General features: G+C 47.1%; 13 protein-coding genes, 1 tRNA gene and 1 pseudogene. 7 read left to right on the plus strand and 8 right to left on the minus strand.

The genetic code is table 11. The features are described 5' to 3' along the window. Positions 1 to 235 precede the first annotated feature (235 nt). The gene (locus QUA13_RS02705) at positions 236 to 1,513 is read right to left on the minus strand and encodes a ribulose bisphosphate carboxylase small subunit (RefSeq protein ID WP_333196423.1); all 1,278 of its coding nucleotides are present in this window, start codon (positions 1,511 to 1,513) and stop codon (positions 236 to 238) included. A gap of 128 nt (positions 1,514 to 1,641) precedes the next feature. On the opposite strand from QUA13_RS02705, the gene QUA13_RS02710 reads away from it, so the two are divergent. Continuing rightward, positions 1,642 to 2,913, plus strand: coding sequence for an aspartate aminotransferase family protein (locus QUA13_RS02710; RefSeq protein WP_333196424.1), 1,272 nt, complete (start codon positions 1,642 to 1,644; stop codon positions 2,911 to 2,913). Positions 2,914 to 2,978: 65 nt separating this feature from the next. On the opposite strand, the gene QUA13_RS02715 is transcribed toward QUA13_RS02710, so the two are convergent. Continuing rightward, positions 2,979 to 3,179: a hypothetical protein gene (locus QUA13_RS02715; RefSeq protein ID WP_333196427.1), complete on the minus strand. Its 201-nt coding sequence runs from the start codon at positions 3,177 to 3,179 to the stop codon at positions 2,979 to 2,981. 494 nt (positions 3,180 to 3,673) lie between these two features. On the opposite strand from QUA13_RS02715, the gene QUA13_RS02720 reads away from it, so the two are divergent. The 3 genes from QUA13_RS02720 to QUA13_RS02730 all read left to right on the plus strand — a co-directional run bounded on the left by QUA13_RS02720 (position 3,674) and on the right by QUA13_RS02730 (position 8,593). Next, on the plus strand, positions 3,674 to 4,090 hold the full coding sequence (locus QUA13_RS02720; RefSeq protein ID WP_333196428.1) for a helix-turn-helix domain-containing protein: 417 nt from the start codon (positions 3,674 to 3,676) through the stop codon (positions 4,088 to 4,090). Further along, positions 3,994 to 4,866, plus strand: coding sequence for an RNA-guided endonuclease TnpB family protein (locus QUA13_RS02725; protein WP_333196446.1), 873 nt, complete (start codon positions 3,994 to 3,996; stop codon positions 4,864 to 4,866). Before QUA13_RS02720 ends, QUA13_RS02725 begins: the two co-directional genes overlap by 97 nt. A gap of 70 nt (positions 4,867 to 4,936) precedes the next feature. Continuing rightward, positions 4,937 to 8,593, plus strand: coding sequence for a CHAT domain-containing tetratricopeptide repeat protein (locus tag QUA13_RS02730; RefSeq protein ID WP_333196429.1), 3,657 nt, complete (start codon positions 4,937 to 4,939; stop codon positions 8,591 to 8,593). 99 nt (positions 8,594 to 8,692) lie between these two features. On the opposite strand, the gene QUA13_RS02735 is transcribed toward QUA13_RS02730, so the two are convergent. Both QUA13_RS02735 and gltX read right to left on the minus strand, forming a co-directional pair. After that, positions 8,693 to 9,127: a CAAD domain-containing protein gene (locus QUA13_RS02735; RefSeq protein ID WP_333190380.1), complete on the minus strand. Its 435-nt coding sequence runs from the start codon at positions 9,125 to 9,127 to the stop codon at positions 8,693 to 8,695. Positions 9,128 to 9,475: 348 nt separating this feature from the next. Beyond that, positions 9,476 to 10,918, minus strand: a pseudogene (gene gltX / locus QUA13_RS02740) (glutamate--tRNA ligase); the annotation flags it as partial. A gap of 112 nt (positions 10,919 to 11,030) precedes the next feature. On the opposite strand from gltX, the gene QUA13_RS02745 reads away from it, so the two are divergent. Next, positions 11,031 to 11,741, plus strand: coding sequence for a DUF393 domain-containing protein (locus tag QUA13_RS02745; RefSeq protein ID WP_333196431.1), 711 nt, complete (start codon positions 11,031 to 11,033; stop codon positions 11,739 to 11,741). Positions 11,742 to 11,840: 99 nt separating this feature from the next. Beyond that, positions 11,841 to 12,050: a hypothetical protein gene (locus tag QUA13_RS02750; protein ID WP_172189418.1), complete on the plus strand. Its 210-nt coding sequence runs from the start codon at positions 11,841 to 11,843 to the stop codon at positions 12,048 to 12,050. Positions 12,051 to 12,108: 58 nt separating this feature from the next. Here QUA13_RS02750 and QUA13_RS02755 read toward each other — a convergent pair whose 3' ends face one another. The 4 genes from QUA13_RS02755 to QUA13_RS02770 all read right to left on the minus strand — a co-directional run bounded on the left by QUA13_RS02755 (position 12,109) and on the right by QUA13_RS02770 (position 16,129). Next, positions 12,109 to 12,771, minus strand: coding sequence for a Uma2 family endonuclease (locus tag QUA13_RS02755; protein ID WP_333196433.1), 663 nt, complete (start codon positions 12,769 to 12,771; stop codon positions 12,109 to 12,111). 163 nt (positions 12,772 to 12,934) lie between these two features. Continuing rightward, positions 12,935 to 13,008: transfer RNA gene (locus QUA13_RS02760), tRNA-Asp, on the minus strand. A gap of 56 nt (positions 13,009 to 13,064) precedes the next feature. After that, positions 13,065 to 14,192: an esterase-like activity of phytase family protein gene (locus QUA13_RS02765; protein WP_333196435.1), complete on the minus strand. Its 1,128-nt coding sequence runs from the start codon at positions 14,190 to 14,192 to the stop codon at positions 13,065 to 13,067. 86 nt (positions 14,193 to 14,278) lie between these two features. Further along, the gene (locus tag QUA13_RS02770) at positions 14,279 to 16,129 is read right to left on the minus strand and encodes a TM0106 family RecB-like putative nuclease (RefSeq protein WP_333196436.1); all 1,851 of its coding nucleotides are present in this window, start codon (positions 16,127 to 16,129) and stop codon (positions 14,279 to 14,281) included. A 160-nt stretch (positions 16,130 to 16,289) separates the two neighbouring features. Between QUA13_RS02770 and QUA13_RS02775 the strand changes: the two genes are divergently transcribed. After that, on the plus strand, positions 16,290 to 17,441 hold the full coding sequence (locus QUA13_RS02775) for an aminotransferase class V-fold PLP-dependent enzyme (protein ID WP_445242670.1): 1,152 nt from the start codon (positions 16,290 to 16,292) through the stop codon (positions 17,439 to 17,441). Positions 17,442 to 17,730: the final 289 nt, after the last annotated feature.

Genomic DNA, 17,730 nt, shown 5'->3' on the forward strand with positions numbered 1-17,730 from the left:
GTCCACTTAACGTTAAACCGATAGTCCGACAGGGGTTGAAACCCCTGCCTCAAAGCTAAAGTCCTCTCAAGAGGACTGAGAAGAAAAACTTTTAAACTCATTAGTCCTCTTCAGAGGACTTTAGCTATTAGACAGGGAATTCATTCCCTGGCGGACTACCGGGTGGGCCGGCTTACAGCTTAAGTTGACACCTATGAGCACTGTTGTGTCCTTCATAACTTTAACTACTTTAGCTTTAACCCTGCGGTCGCTGAATAATTGTTTCAACTACCCGTCGCTTGACTTTTGGATCGATACCAATCAGTCGCACATATTCGCCGCCGTGTTCCGCCAAACAAGTTTCTAAAGATGCAACCACATCTTTTTCTTGTTCATTTTTAATCGTCGCGCAACTTTGCCAAGAACCAGTTTTAAATCGGCGATTATCTGCATATTCCATGCCAATTTTGCAGCCTCTTGCTAACAACTGCTTTACTTGTTCCAATACCTCGGAACTCAGCCGCGCCGCATGACCGTTACCACCTTCAGAACTTGGCTCATCGTAAGCCTTATAATATTTGGATGACGGGTCGTTTAATTGACTTTGCGTTGGCGCAGCAGCAGGGGCATTGGGGGTTCCTTTAACGTTAAACAGCCGCGATTGGTTGTATTCATCTACTAAGCGCATTTCCTTAATCCGCTTTTGTTGGCCCACCATCAAACTGCCCATTTCTATTAAATGAGCGAGACTGAAATTCGGGTTGTGGAAATCTGGCGCTGCTTCCAAAGTGTTTACCAAACGCTTGGAAACTCGCTCGATTCCTACTTTGTGAATGAATTCGCGGATTTGTTCGTCATAAATGCGCGATCGCAAAGCGCTAAAAAAGTCGATCGCCTGATCGGCAAAATTATCCACTAACGCCACAATATCGGTTTTTGACAATTTGTCCGACTCAAAAATTCCGCCAACAATCCCAATTTTATCATCCCTGCTGGGTTCCCAATAAAACTTCTCCATCCGCCCGTCGCGAATCAGCGGCGCGTAAAGCGTAGAAAAATCATTTCCAGTGACAATAATCGGCACTCGGTGCAGCGGCGTGCTGTCATAACTTCCCGGTAACTGCACGTTAGTTGGATTATCAGCAATATTCATCAGAGTGGCATTGACCATCTGAGTATTGACAGTATATTGAGTAGTAGTATCGAACCTGCCAGCACCAGCATCCAAATCGTTAATAAAGATGGCGCACATCTCGCCGCGCACGCGAATTTGCTCCGCCGCTTCCCGGTAGCGCAAGCGAATTAAACGCGACGGATCTCCTGCATCCGGACTTTCTAATTCCCCACCAGATATCATCACCGGTTCAAAGCCCATCCGCCGAAAAACCAGCTCGGTTTGAAAAGTTTTGCCTTCTCCTTTACGGCCGTGAATTCCCAAAATTAGGGGAACTCTTACCCCGGGCAAATTTAAAAAGTTCTTAGTGACGTGCACCGCAACTTTATCGAGAAAGTTAGGAGAAATGTAATAACTCATCAGTAGATTTGTGAGGGATTAATAGAGGTTACTGTTATGATTTTATGACAAAACTAACAGCCTGCACCGCTAACCTGGATTTTTACCGTACAATCGAGGTCTGCATATTATGTGTTAAGGAGCGATTCGTGAGTCCAGAAACCTTACTAAAAGAACCAACCGTGCAAGCCGAAGCCAGTCCCTTCAGTTCTGAGGGCTTCGACAGCTATGTAATGACAACTTACGGGCGTTTTGCGATCGCCCTAGAACGGGGCCTGGGCTGCCGCGTTTGGGATACCGAGGGCCGCGAATATCTCGATTTTGTGGCTGGTATTGCTACCTGCACTCTGGGACACGCCCACCCGGCAATGATTGCAGCGGTAACTCAGCAAATTCAGACCCTGCACCACGTTTCTAACCTTTATTACATCCCCGTACAGGGCGAGCTGGCGAAGTGGCTTGTAGACCATTCTTGCGCTGACAGAGCCTTCTTTTGCAACTCCGGCGCGGAAGCTAATGAAGCGGCAATTAAACTCGCCCGCAAGTACGCCCACGAAAAATTAAATATCTCGAATCCGACGATCGTTACCGCTGTTGCGAGTTTCCACGGGCGGACTTTGGCGACAATTACGGCAACGGGACAGCCTAAATACCAGAAGGGTTTTAGCCCGTTGGTTCCGGGATTTCACTACGTGCCCTACAACGATATTAGTGCGATCGAACTTGCGATCGAGGAACTCGACAAAGACGAACGCCAAGTAGCTGCAATTATGCTGGAAGCGCTGCAAGGTGAAGGCGGAGTTCGCCCGGGAGATATCGCCTACTTCCAGCGCATTCGGGAAATTTGCGACGAAAAAGGCATTTTGCTGATTCTCGACGAAGTGCAAGTCGGGATGGGACGCAGCGGCAAATACTGGGGCTACGAAAACCTCGGCATTGAACCGGATATCTTTACCTCTGCCAAAGGATTGGGCGGCGGTATCCCGATCGGCGCTATGCTGTGCAAATCTTCCTGCGATGTATTTGAACCGGGAAGTCACGCCAGCACTTTCGGCGGCAATCCTTTTGCTTGCGCTGTAGCTTTGTGCGTTTGCCAAACTTTAGAACGGGAAAACCTTCTAGAAAACGTGCAGCAGCGCGGTGAACAGTTGAAAGCAGGGCTCAACAAGTTGGCGGCCGAATATCCGCATTTAATTGCTGAGGTGCGCGGCTGGGGTTTGATTGTCGGGATGGAATTGCAAGCTGACATCGAACTTACATCGGCTGATATCGTCAAATCGGCGATCGCCGCAGGAGTGCTTTTGGTTCCCGCAGGGCCGAAAGTGCTGAGATTTGTCCCGCCGCTGATTGTCACTGCCGCTGAAGTCGATCGAGCTCTGCTGGCAGTGGAATCAGCCTTGCGTTCTCAAGCGGTACAGTAAAATTTACAGAGTTGATTTTTGTTAGCTGTAGCGCTGAATCTCGCACAATATCCTAGATAACTCACTTAGTCTAGGACACACTCTTCCTCAGAAACCGGGTTTGTTTCGAGATTTCTCGTTACTAAACCCCATAGTTTCCCAGAAGCCCGGTTTTTTAGCCTAAGTCCGATCGGGGTAAAAGTAAACCCGTCCCGCTGCAAATCTGTCGGGGCGGGTTTGTCAAATTTAGAACTGTCTGTGATATCAATTCCGGTTGCACTCTTCATGAGTGTTGACTGTTTACTGTTTGGACATTTGGATATTTGAACAATATTGATGCAACCGGAAACGATATGAAAACCACCCCCAAAGACTGACGGCGCTTTTTACCGGGATTTTACTCAATAGCAGCGCGCAACATAATACTATTAGCGATTCTATGTGCTAGTTGCGCTATCCGCGTGTCTGTTGGGACTTGTGAATCCTGGTTTAACTATTTTGCGCGCTTCCCACTATCACCGTACTCCGTTTAGTGCTAGTTGCGCTATCCGCGTGTCTGTTGGGACTTGTGAATCCTGTTGTAACTATTTTGCGCGCTTCCCACTATCACCGTACTCCGTTTAGTGGGAAGGGCGGGTGACGACCATTGCATCTTTGAGCAATTATTGGGACAGCTTTCAAGAGAGGAAGAATGCAATCGCCGTCACCCAATTTTTCCGTAATTCTTTGCTCATCAACTGTATATTGTGAGAGAATAGAAGAACCAAAGAGGTGATGTTGATTGCTACACAAAGCTATCCAAGTTCGTTTGTATCCTACCCAAAATCAACAAATACAAGTAGTTCCCACTTTGGGTTGTGCGCGTTGGTGGTGGAATTCTGGTCTAAATAAATCAATTGAAGTTGATAAGACAACTCGTAAAAAACTTGGCTGCTCCAGGCTCAACACACTTTTTCTTGCTCTCAAAAAATCAGATGGCAGTGCATCGTTAGATGAGTGTTACAGCCAATTTGTGCCAGCTAATGCTTACATTAACCGCTGCCTACAATTTTTTTTGATACATGGGCTGGGCTTACTAAATTCAATCTTCAGGATAAAAAACTGTTATTTAAGTATCGTCAAACATCCTATTTTGGAGATAAAAATGTCAAAATTTTCGGCAATGCGGGAATACAAAAACCCAAAATACATAGATTAATTGAGGGGAAAATTCAGAATTTAATTATTAGTAAAAATTGTTTAGGGAAATATCTGGCATCTATACAGAGTGAAATTGAGGGTGAGAACCAGACAACAAAAGAAGGTAGGATTTATGGCAGTGATTTAGGATTGAAACACTTTGGTATTGTCAATGAGGGCAAAAAAGTATCTAAATATGACAATGCCAAGCATTTTGCCAAGCACAAGAAGAACTTGAAGCGCCAGCAGCAAAAGTTAAGGCGCCAGCAGAAAAGAAGTAATTCTAGGTACAAATATAGAAAAGTTGTTGCCAAGGTATACGAACGGGTTGAGAGTTCGCGGCAAGATTTTATACATAAACTTAGTTATAAGTTTGTCAGCGATAGCCTCGCAGTCATAGTAGAAAACCTTAGTGTCTTGGGCATGGTTGGCAATCCAAAGTTGGCGAAACCAATATCAGATGAAGGTTTGGGAACTTTTACCAACTTCTTAGCCTACAAGTTGGAACGCAAAGGCGGGAACTTACTTGAGATTGATAGATGGTTTCCCAGTTCTAAACTATATTCTAATTGTTTCCATCAAATGACCGAGATGCCCTTAGATGCGAGGGAATGGACTTGTCCTAACTGTGCGACCGATCCTCGCGATCGGGAGGCGAACGGAGCGATAAGTATGATAGCAGAAGATATCACTATACTAAAGGCGGAAGGTGCAGCCGTCTCTGCTTTAGAAGGCGAGGTAAGACCAAAGCTGGGACGAAAGTCTAAGCTGAGGCACTCGCCTATAAGTACATAAGCCCCTACTATATTCGGTATTCCGATTTAGCGGTGGGTAGTTCACTTGGTTGCACGGAAGCAGCGCTCCTATGGTTAATAGTTTGGCGGAATGCACGATGGACGAACAGCGTCGCAAAACAGATGTTAATATGCTCCAAGCGCTGCTGGAAAATCCTGGGGACTCAGGAATAGATTTGATTTTGAGCATGAACCCAAAGTCGATCGACTTTGGGTTCGTGCAAACGCTTTATTTGGAAGAACCGGCACTGACGCGAGAAAGTTTGCTGAAAGCTGCAAAATTTTTCCAAAAGGCGATCGCACCCTTAGAAGCTGCAAAGGGCAATTATAAATTGCCCGCAACCGGGGCAGCATATCTGACTTTTTTAGCAGAAGTATTGCAGGCAGTGGCGCGCGGCACTGATTCGCAGCACCTGTACTCGCTGCTGACAAACAATTTAGACAAACTCGACCAGAATTTTGCAGAACTGCTGCGCCACTGGGCTACTTTGGTGTTTTCTGCTGCCAAAGAATCCGAGACAAGGCGCATTGCAGCTTTAATCGGCAATCTGAGCAACAAAATTGGGCGGTTTCCCCTCGGCAGCAAGGCTAATAACTTGGAAATCGAAATTGCCGGTTACGAAACAGTTGCTAAGGTGTTTACCCGCAAATACTTTCCCCAAGAATGGGCGGTGATGCAAAACAATCTGGGCAACGCTTACAGCGATCGCCCCAAAGGTGATAAAGCTCAAAATATCGAACAGGCGATCGCTTGCTTTGAAAATGCCCTACAAGTGCGCACTCCCGAACAGTACCCGGAACAGTGGGCGACGCTGCAAAACAATCTGGGCAACGCTTACAGCGAGCGCCTCAGGGGAGATCCGGCAGAAAATCTAGAACAGGCGATCGCCTGCTATCGAAACGCGCTGCGAGTTCGCACCCGCGAAACTTTCGGGGAAGAGTGGGCGAGCACTCAAAACAATCTCGGCCGCGCTTACAGCCGCCGCCTGCGAGGCGACAAAGCCCAAAATCTGGAACTGGCTGTCGCTTGCTACCACAATGCTTTGCAAGTCTACAACCGCAAGCTGTTTCCCCGGCGCTGGGCGACGACTCAAAATAATTTGGCAAATGCTTACTGCGAGTTCCTGCGGGGCAACCGAGCCGAAAATCTCGAATACGCGGTTACCTGCTATCAGAGAGCTTTGCAAGTGCGGACTCGGGAAGCTTTTCCGCTGCAGTGGGCGACGACTCAAAAAAATTTGGGTCGGGTGTTTATCGATCGCATCAAAGGCGATCCCGTGGAAAATGTGGAAATGGCGCTCGCCTGCTATCAAAATGCTTTACAAGTCTACACCCGCATCAAATTTCCCGAAGCCTGGGCTTCGATCCAAACTTACCTCGGTAGGATCTACAGTCGCCGGCTGAAAGGGGAAAAAGCCGAAAATATGGAAATGGCGATCGCCTGCTATCAAAATGCTTTGCTGTTTTGCAACCGCCAAAAATCTCCCGAACGCTGGGCGATGCTGTGTGCCTACCTCGGCCGCGCTTTCTGCGAACACCTGAAAGGGGAAAAAAACCGCAACCTCAAAAGCGCGATCGCCTGCTATCAAAATGCCGGCCAAGTCTACACCAAACAGGGATCTCCCAAGCGCTGGGCAATGCTGCAAATTTATCTCGGTAGGGCTTTTTCCGAACTGACGAAGACGGAAAACTCGTCCCACCTGGAAAGTGCGATCGGCTGCTATCACCGTGCCGCCGAAGTCTACACTCGCGAAACCTATCCTCACCGCTGGGCTGAAATTTTATTTTATTTGGGTCAAGCTTACCGAGTTCGAGGCGAGTTGCTTCGCGCCTACAGCGTTTTTACTGCTGCTGTCGATACGGTTGAATTCTTGCGATCCGAACCAGAGGTTGATGTGACCGATTTGGGCGATGTGACGAGTACCGCAAAAGTCAAATTAACCCGCACCTGGGCTGGACTCTATAAATGCCTGGTGCAAGTTTGCCTGGATCTCGGCGCCACCCAACCTGAGTATTGCGCAAAGGCCCTGGAATACACCGAACGCCACAAAAATCGAAATTTGGTAGAACTGCTGGTTAAATGCCACTTGACTCCGAAAGCCGAAATTCCCGCAGCGGTGCGAAGCGAATTGGAGTTGCTGCAACTTGAAATAGCCAGGGAACAGCGGCACCAAGAACAGCGAGAGATCGAGCCGAGCACTACCTTGATTTCTGAAGGCGACAGCCAAGGTTTAAACAGCGCTTGTTTGCTTCCGAACTCCGACTTCGTGCACTTAAATCAATTGTGGCGGCAGTTTGATGGGTTGATTGCTCGGGAGGTGCAGGCAAACGACCCTTTCTTCAGCCTAGCTCGCAAAGTTGAGCCGATCGCTTTCGAGCAAATTCGCCAATTGTTGCCTGGTGCCAATTGTGCTGCTGTGGTGTGGGGGAGTTTGGGGGAGGTGCTAGTTGCTTTTGTGGTGGTCAAGAGTGCACAATATCCGGCCGTTCACCTGTGTTCGCCGGCAAATGCTTTGGCTGCCGAAAGTTGGGCCCAGGAGTACCTCAGCGCTTATTCCGAACAAAAAGGTCGCTGGATCAATCATCTCCCGGCTCGCCTCAAACGCTTGGCCGCGCTGCTGGAAATCGATCGAGTGGTGGCGCTGATTCCGGAGAATTGCGATCGGCTGATTTTTGTGCCGCACCGATTTTTGCACGCTTTGCCGCTCCACGCTTTGCCTCTGGGGGTCAGAGACGGGTTTGAGGAAGGTGGGGGAATTTTTAGGTCTGGGTTGAGCGATCGCAGCGGTTTAGATCTGGAGACTCACAGCGTTTCGGATTTTGCTCAAAGTTCGGCTTTTGGCGAGGTTCCAGCGCCTGCTGCTTATTTGATCGATCGATTTGCTGGAGGAATTCGCTATGCTCCTAGCTGTCAGCTATTGCTGTTGAGACAAAGTGCGCGCGAAGCAGCTATTGGTCGGTACAGACCCCGTTTGCAGCACCTTTTGGCAGTTCCAACTTTCACCAGAGATTCGTTCTACAGCAACATTGAAATTGGCAATATTTCCCAGTATTTTTCTAGTGCAGAAGTTGTGCGCCAGAAGCCCGCAATTAAAGAGGCTTTTTCTCTAAGAATGTCTGCTAATAATGACGATTTACCCCAGCCAATAGGGCAGTTGCAGCAGAAAAAATGTGCTCATTTTTCTTGTTTGAGTTTGCTGAATTTGGCTTTGCCGCTGAAATCTGGCGTGTTTTTTAGGAATGAGTCTCTGAGTTTGGAGGAAATTTTTAATTTGGATTTTCGGCAATATTTTTTAGTTACTTTATCGGGTTGCGAAATTGCGGCCGGCGGAGTTAGCGGTGCTGGAGGAGATTTTGTCGGTTTGTCGGCGGGCTTGTTGTATGCTGGCACGTCTAGTGTGGTCAGCAGTCTTTGGAAGGTGAACGATGTTTCTACGCTGCTGCTGACGAGTAAGTTTTATGAAAATCTTGGACGGTTTCCTAGGTTGCAGGTGGGAGATGCGGCGATCGCGCTGGCGGACGCTCAAAGGTGGCTGCGGGATTTGACTGGCGAGCAATTGGAGGTGTTGCTGGCGGATTTTCAACCTCAAATTTCGCAAATGTTCGATCGGCTTTCTCAAAGTTCTCGCCTGATTGCGGAGGCTTCTTTGCAGCAAATCCGCAACCGCAAACCCTATCCTTTTGCTAATCCTTATTATTGGGCGGCTTTTACTGCGGCTGGGGTTTAGTTATCAATTATTAGTCATTAGTCATTTAAAAACCCGGCACTAACAACTTATTTAAAGTTGTCAATGTCGGGTAATAATTCAACAAATTACAGCAAAAGTTTAGGATTTTTTGCCTAAAATTTGTTCTTTCAAGGCTTGAATTTCTTGACCTAATTGTTGCCGGTTGGACGATCGCAGCAAATAGCGGTAGATAAACCACCCGGTGTATCCGATACCAATTAGCTCGAATGTGGGTGCTAGCAGGGGGATGTCGTTGAGTTCATCTATTATCCCCAAAAGCACTTTCAAAGAGATAATCGAGGCTACAATTACACCGATCACAGTCAGGGGACTTTTGTATTGCTCGTAAAAGCTGCCGATGTAAGCGGGAAACTCGGACAAAATTGAGATAATTTGTTCTTTGATCTGCTGGGTCTGACTTGGCGGTTCGTCGGTAATTATGACTTTTGTTGTACCGAGCGAACTGTCTGCTTCATTTCCGGCAGGAATGTCGGTGACGATAACGGTTGTTTCTGGTTCGTTTGATGAAGTCATTTCTCCACTCGCAATAGTTTTTTGCTGGTTGGCGGCAGGTATTTCAACTGCTGCTGCGGCTGTTTCAAGAGCCGGTATTTCGACTGCTGCAACCTCCCCGTCGGTTGGTTCAAGAGCCGACACTTCGCCTGTTTCTGAAGTCGGTATTTCGACTGCTGAAACGGGCGCCGCCACTGCTTCAGGAGCCGATATTTCGACTGCTGAAACCTCTGGTGCTGAAGTCGGTATTTCGGCTGGTGAAACGGATGCTGCCGGCTGTTGTGCGACAGAAGTTTCGGTTGCAGTTTCCGCGTTTTGCTGTTCTGGGGTAGGAGTTTCGGCCGCGACACCAACAGCCGGCAAATTCAAGTTGCTAATGGCATCAAGCAAGCGAGTTTTAGCCGTTCCTCGCTGGTGAAGGATTACCCAAGATTCTATCAGGTCGGGGCCGTGCATTGCACCTGTCAGAGCGGCTCTGAGCGATCGCATAATTAGCCCTTTGTTAAGATTTTTCTCTTTACTGAGCTTTTTAGTGATTTTCTGAGCTTCCGCTGAGGTCAGGGAGGAATGACTTTCCATCGCTTCTACAACTGCTTGTAAAGCCTTTGCAGCCCCTGTTTGCTGCAACTGTGCGAGTGCTTCTTCTTCGTATTCCACCGTGGTGGAGAAGAATACCTTACACATATCCACAGCATCAGTTAAGCGAACGAGACTCGGGCCGATTAAAGCAGCTATTTGTTCGAGCCAGGGGCGATCAGCCTCCAAGTCAAACTCATAACCGCCTTTCTGCCACCAATAAGGTATCAGCAAATCTGTCAATTGCGGCACTGGCATTTTGTGCAGATATTGACTGTTCAGCCAATTGAGTTTATCCCAATCAAATTTTGCACCGGCTTTGTTGACTCGATAGAATGTAAATAATTCTGCTGCTTCCGACAATGTAAATATTTCCTGCGTTGAATCCGGCGGAGTCCAACCGAGCAAAGTCATGTAATTAACTAAAGCTTCGGGCAGGTAGCCCATATCTTTGAAGTCAGAAATCGAGGTTACGCCGTCGCGTTTAGAAAGCTTTTGTCCTTGGGAGTTTAAAATCAGCGGCGTGTGGGCAAATTCTGGGATTGTCGCGCCCAAAGCTTCGTAGAGCAATATTTGTTTCGGAGTATTGCCGATGTGATCTTCGCCGCGGATGACGTGGGTGATGCCCATGTCGATGTCATCGACAACTACGGCGAGGTTGTAGAGTGGTTGGCCGATGACGCCGCCGCTGGATGCACGGGCAATCACCATATCGCCGCCGAGGTCGCTACCTTTCCAGGTTACGGTGTCGCGCACCATGTCGTTCCAAGAAATTGTGCGATCGTCGTCGATGATAAACCGAATCACAGCTTGTCGCCCTTCGCCTTCAAAAGCTGCGCGCTGTTTGCTTGTCAAGTTGCGGTGCCGGTTGTCGTAGCGGGGGGCTTGTTTGTTGGCTTTTTGTGCTTCCCGCATTTCGTCGAGTTCTTCCGACGTGGTGTAGCAGCGGTAGGCGAGTCCATTGTCGAGAAGGGTTTGGACTGCTTGGCGGTATATTTCCAGACGCTGCGACTGAAAACTCGGGCCTTCGTCCCAGTTCATACCCAGCCAGGTGAGGCCTTCGAGGATGTTATCGGTGTATTCGCTTTTAGAACGTTCTACGTCTGTGTCTTCTACCCGCAGGATGAATGTGCCGCCTTGGTTGCGGGCAAACAGCCAGTTGAATACGGCGGTTCTGGCGGTACCGATGTGTAGGTTTCCGGTGGGACTGGGGGCTAGACGGACTCTGACATTCATGTAGATTTTTGCTTTTAGATTGGGGTCGATTTGCTGGTTGGGCGAATAGCTGATGTTTAAGACTTCAAATTTTATTATATTTTGTTGCCGACTTAAAAGTTGTCCTTGGCAGGTGTTTTGCCTCGAATTGCTTGATAATAGGCGATCGGGCTACAGTCTCCGGCAAGGCAGCAGACGGCATCTTGATGATATTAGCATTGCGGGCGGCCCAGACTGGATTCACCTTTGGGACTATTTTCAAAGCACAAATAACTGTCGTAGGGCTACCCAAATAATTCTTGTAAAATGTTTGTGTGCGATCGACGACATTCAAATATATTTCCCTATGTCTGCTGCTAAAACTGAGTTTTCCGAATCTGTTGCGCCATCACCCGAGTCTGCTGCCCCTGCTTGGCAGATTGAGTTGCTGTACGACGGTGAATGTCCTCTGTGCGTGCGGGAGGTTAATTTCTTAAAAAAACGCGATGCGGGGCGAGGTTTAGTGTCGTTTGTGGATATTGCGGAGGATGGCTACAACCCGGAGGCCCACGGCGGAATCGACTACGAAACGGCGATGGGTCGGATTCATGCGATATTACCCGACGGTACGACGGTTAAAAATGTGGAGGTTTTTCGCCGCACTTACGAGATTTTAGGTATGGGATGGGTTTATGCTGTGACTAAGTTACCAGTGCTCGGGGCGATCGCCAATTGGCTGTACGGAATTTGGGCAGACTGGCGGCTGATGCTGACGGGAAGACCGGATTTAGCAACTATTATGAGCGATCGAACTCAACGGATCGAGTGCGAAAGTCAAGGCCGCTGCCAACCCAACTCAAAATGAGTCATATTTAATAAATTCGATCGGTCTATCAGAAGATGTCAGCAGAAACAGACTGCAACTAACATTAAAGATCGACTACTATCATAAGCGGGAAAGAAAATGCAAGATGCAGGCTATACAGTTTTCATTGGCTTCGGCGGCCTCTGGGTACTTATGGGAATTGTCGCTGTGATTGTCCTCTTCAAATCGGACGGTCAAAAAATTAGCTTTGGGAAATGGGGATTGTTAGTGGCTATTCCGATCCTCGTGCCCATCGTTCTAGTTTTGACTTATCAGATAGCGCGCCCGTTTATTCTCCAACACCTTTGAGCGCTGCTTGGAGTCGATCATCCGTGGGAGAAAGGAATTAGTTAAATTAAGTTTAGTATTATTGCTCATTTTCGGGCGATCGCAACTGCTCGTTCGCCCATTGACGCAAAGACCGAATTATGGCATTGTCATCTTGAGTTTCTGCCATCTGCAAGAATTGATTGAGCATTGCTACAGAAAGGATGGGAAATGTCGGACTGCGATCGCAAGTAATATATTCCCGATTTTGCAATTGATAAATTTGTACAGTTTGTCCCCGATACCGCCAAACTTCAGGGATTTCTAGCTGTGTGTAAACTACAAATCGATTAGAAGAAGGACTGGTAATATCAACTTCAATTACCAAGTCTGGGGGAGGATCGGTTGAGATGTCAAGCCTTCTCCCTAGAATGCGATCGACATTTTGGATATAAAAACATGAATCTGGTTCTGCACCTTGTTCTAAATCTTCACGGTTGAGAGTCGTCGAACCAAATCCCTTAATCTTCAAGTCCAACTCCTCAGTCAAAGCTGTAACAATCCGTTTGAGCAAACAGTTAATAGTTTCATGCAAGTCGGATGGCATGAGAATTTCTAAGACTCCTTGAGAATATGAAAATCGCGAGGATCTCTTGTCTCCTGCTTCTGCTAATAAGCTTTCGTAAGTCTGCCAACTGATATTAGATAATACTACCCGTTGTGTAGTTTCTTCCGGTGAGGGCTTAATGTTCGTAACGGTCATGTTTTCCCGCTCCTTAATCATGTCCTGCTATCTAAATAGCATAAGATTCGCAGTCAGGACTTTAGTCCTTTTTTATCCGCAGGAGCAATGAAGTCCTGACTACAAACGAACTCAATTTAGAAAGAGATTTATGAAAGGTTTAAACTTTCTATTTACGATAGAACGGGACAGACGGGGCTCGAACCCGCAACTTCCGCCGTGACAGGGCGGTGCTCTAACCAATTGAACTACTGTCCCTCGTTTTGCCGTTTTTTCAGGCACAATTTCTATTATGCCTATAACTTCACCTTTTGTCAAGAGGTTTTTTGAACTTTTATTTGGAAGCCCAAAATTTGAGTCTCTTGCAGGTGACTGAAGTTGTTGTCGCTTACCAAAATCAGACCTCTGCTACCATCGCCTAACACCGGGCCTAATGTCAAGCCCTCAATGTTATCTAGGGGAATTTTCAGGGTTTCCAAATCCAGCAGCAGGCGTTTTTGAGCGGGAGAAACCTCGCTGAGACGGCTTTGGAGGCTTTCGAGTGCTTCAATACGATCGCTCTTTTCCAAGGAAATCTCAAATAGTTTAACAGTAACTCCGGTTTCCAGGGAGAAAGCACGCTCTAAACTCAGCAAGCGGTTATCGTCGATCGCCACCAAATCCACTAAACCGTTGCTAGTTAATTTTCCCACAGGATTCGCACCAGCGGGTAGCGGTTCGGTGATGTAGAGAAACGATGCTTCGGGATTGCCACTCACCGCATCGTAGCGCAAAATCCGGCACGGGCTCCCGGTTTCCAGGGAAGGTACAGCGCCATCTTGAACCAACGCATTTTCTGTGGCGGTGAATAGGTATTTGCGATCGGGCGTTAAAGTTAAACTTTCAAATGATAGATTGTTGCGGATGCCTTTACTGCCCTTGTCGTCGGGCAAAAATAGGCCAGGAATTGCCAGCGTTTTCAGGAGTTTACCATCGAGGGAGAACTCTTTGATGAAAGGATTTATTTGGCGATCGACATCTCCCTCAGAAGAAACAAATATGCTATTGCCAGTAAAAACTATCCCTTCCGGATCTAAACTTAATTCAGAAAAACTTTTACCCTTTTCATCTAATAAAGTAGTGACACCAGTAAAAGCAATTTGGTCTTTTTCCAGTTTACCAGATTGCAAGTTAATTTTGAGAGTATAGAAGCGCGCCGGAGCCTTGCTGCTGCGGTCATCAGAAATGGCATAATAAACTTGTTTGTCGCCATCATAAGTAATGCCGGAAAGTCCGCCAATTTCCGTACCCTGAAAAGGAGAACCTGTAGGAAATATTGCTCTGCCGATAAAATCAATTTTGGTAACTGCGAAAGATTGGGCTGACTGGTTTACCCAAATAGCAACAGTTGCTGCCATCAAAAAACAGACAATAAATATAGTTGCTTTTGCTAGCTTTCGCATTTTACCAATAAATACATTATTACCTATCTTCCTCTTCCCTTTCTTCCTTCGCGCCCTTCGCGTCTTCGCTGTTCGTTAAATCTAAATCACGGCTCATGATTTAGCAAAAAATTGGTCAACCAATCTTTAACTACATAAGTAGCACGACAGTCGTCCTCATTGTAGCGGACGATCGCCTCCAAGAGCGATCGATCGCCAGTTTTGAGCCAATCGTCGTACCAGCAGACGCACTGAGCACCATTAGCCTTAGCATCTCGCCAGTCAAAACCCAGCCAGCGGGCAATTGGTTTGAGTGCGTAACTTTCCACCGGCATAATCGCCTTTTGCGTCACTTGTTTGTGAATATCTACAAACCGTTTCAGCACGGGTTTCCACAAATAAGCTGGAGTATTGTAAAGTTTAGCCAGTCGCTTAAAAGTCTTGACTTCGTAGTCGCAAAAATGGAAAATCGGAGCAATAGGATAAGCCCACATTAATTCTAAAAATTGCTCCCAAATTGCACCTTCCTCTGCTGCTGATTCTGCTAAAAAACCGTGGAATTTTTCCGTATTGTTGTACCTGTCAACAACTAAGACTCCGTGGAGGTAATCCAAGTTTAACTCTGGTTCGGCTTCAATATCAAAGTAGAGTTCGATTGGGGCGATCGGCAAAAAGACAGATTGGGAATACGGAATTGGTTTCTTGCGAAGAATTGGCGCAGGTATAGAAGATGTCGCAGGTTTATTTTCTCTAATTTTTACTTCCTCAACTGCGATGTCATTCAAGATATTGTAGACAATATCTGGTACGATTTCAGATGAGTTAAGTTCTTCTGAATTCTCACTTCTATCTTCTTCTCGATCGTTAATCCCTGTATCCGTGTCAAAATCCGTATCGTGCCTTCCTTCTTCCTTCTTCCTGACATCCGTTACATCCGTTACAGAATCCGTTGCCGAACTTCCTTCTTCCTTCTTCCTTCTTCCTTCTTCCCGCAACAGCGGTTGATTTAGCAAGTGCGATTGAGCTTGCTGCACCACATCAAAAGCCACTCGGTCTGGGAACTCTGGATGCTCAGCAAGCAGTTCGGAACTAGCATTAGCGAGAGCTTCTACATCAGTAATTTCGAGAGTTTTTAGTCTAGCATAGCGGCTGGCAGTAACTCCCGGCAATAAGGAAAGATGTTTAATAGATTCGGCTTCGGCGTGACAGATAGTATACCAACCGCAAAGATTGCACTTTTGCCGAGAAATGAACACCTCTGGTTTATCCCGATGTTCTATCATCTGAATGCAATCATCTAAAATCTCGAACATCTGAGGAGTTCGCTGGTCTAGATTCACCGACCACAGCCCTTTTTTTCGCAGCATCAGCCACGCAATCTCGGGCCTTGTTTCCTGCACGGAAGCTAAAACTTGGGCGTGAAAAGCTGCGATAATTTGATACTCTTGTTTTGGTCGCTTGCTAAGCCAAATATCCGCAGTAATATAGCTCCAATCGCCAAATTTTGAGTGTCCCGGCTGTTTAATTAATAAATGGGGGCGACCGATCAGGGTAATGTTTGAAGAGTGAAGATTGGAGGATGAAAGAGGAACGGGAGTTTCGGGGAGTTCGCCAAATTCTGGAAAATATTGACCGTCAATTCCTACCAGAGAAGTTGTTGCGCCGTTGGTTTGGCCGAATTCGCCCTGGATCAGAACTCCTCGGTAAATGCGATCGACTCCTTGCTGCATTAAACTCAATGTAGCGGCCGCGCCGGCTTCCCAATCCCCTCTAGGATAATATGGTTGTTGGTAAGTCTCGTGTTCCAAAGCTTGCTGCTGGTATGTCGCGCTGTCGCGCATCAGTTTCAACAGAAAGTCGCTGGGGGGGTCTTGTTGTTTCCAGTCTCCGCAGGTGTCTAAAAATGCTCGGAGATGGCACCGCTGATAGGAAAGTAGTAGTTTGTCAGTTATTAACATTTAGTATTCGCAAGGCATAGAATAATTAGAAGGAAAGCACGACAGGGATTTTGACAGGGATACACGGATTGATTATTTAGCTTGAGGCACAAGTCAAAGGATAGAAAGTTCACACCATCAGTTATTCAATATTAACGCTATGAATAATTCCCCAGAAAAAATGACAAAGGACAATCACCGGCAACAATTCCCAGCTTTGGCCAATAAAGCTTATTTTAACTACGGTGGACAAGGGCCGCTGCCTGAGCCTGCTTTAGACGCGATTTATCAGGGTTTCAAAGGGGTGCAGCTTGGGGGGCCGTTTTCGGCCCAGGTGCTGACTTGGGTGGTTCAGGAGGCGATGCTGACGCGACGTGCGATCGCATCTGAGTTGACGGTACCTCCTGAAACCATCGCCTTGACTGAAGATGTCACGGTCGGCTGCAATATTGCGCTGTGGGGCATTGACTGGAAAGCAGGCGACCATTTGCTGATTTCTGACTGCGAACACCCGGGCGTTGTAGCTAGTGTAATGGAACTTCAGCGCCGTTTCAACATTGAGGTTTCGGTTTGTCCGTTGGCGGCAACTTTGAATGAGGGCGATCCGGTGGCGGTGATTGCTGATAGTTTGCGGCCAAATACTCGCTTGTTGGTTATCAGTCACATTTTGTGGAATACTGGCCAACTTTTGCCTCTTACTGAGATTGTGAAACTATGTCATCAAACCGGAGTCAAAGTGTTAGTTGATGCGGCTCAATCTGTGGGGGTTTTGCCTTTGAATTTGATTGAATCGGGGATTGATTTTTATGCTTTTACTGGTCACAAATGGTGGTGTGGCCCGGAAGGTTTGGGGGGGCTTTATGTGAGTGCTGAAGCTTTGGCAGATTTGCATCCGGTGTTTATCGGTTGGCGGGGAATTGTGACGGATGCTAATGCTAAAGTGCTTGGGTGGAAGCCTGGATCGCAGCGCTATGAAATTGCGACTTCGGCTTATCCTTTGTATGCGGGTTTGCGGAGTGCGATCGCCCTGCAACATGAATGGGGTACGATCGAGGAAAGGTATGCAGAAATCTGCCGTTTAAGTAAGTATCTCTGGGAGCGTTTGTCGGAACTTCCCGATGTGGAATGTTTGCGAAAATCTGCGCCGGAAGCTGGTTTGGTTTCGTTTCGATTAACTAATGGGATGCCGCACAACAAGCTTGTCAGTTTGTTGGAGAAACAGGGGATTATGGTAAGGACTATTCTTAATCCTGATTGTGTGCGGGCTTGTGTGCACTATTTTACAACTGAGGCGGAGATTGATAAGTTGGTTGGGGCGATCGCCATAGCGTAGGGTGCGGCGCCACCGTTAGCTATTTCAACTAGCTGGAAAATCTCACGGCGACGCACATACAAAATTAGGGGCGATCGCACTCCACCCCGAAAAATATTATTTCAAACTAGGATGCAAGAGGCGTTAGTTTTTTATGGAATTTACCATATAATATGGTAAGTAGGTTGCAAGCACATTTTTTGAATTTGGTAAGGAATGAAAAATAAATAACTTAATGAATTACTCAGGTTGAGGTACGGCTCGATAATTCCATTTGGGCAAATATTCGTCAAAAACAATTTGCATAGTA

The sequence above is a fragment of the Microcoleus sp. S28C3 genome, from assembly GCF_036700785.1.
GTDB lineage: Bacteria > Cyanobacteriota > Cyanobacteriia > Cyanobacteriales > Microcoleaceae > Microcoleus > Microcoleus asticus.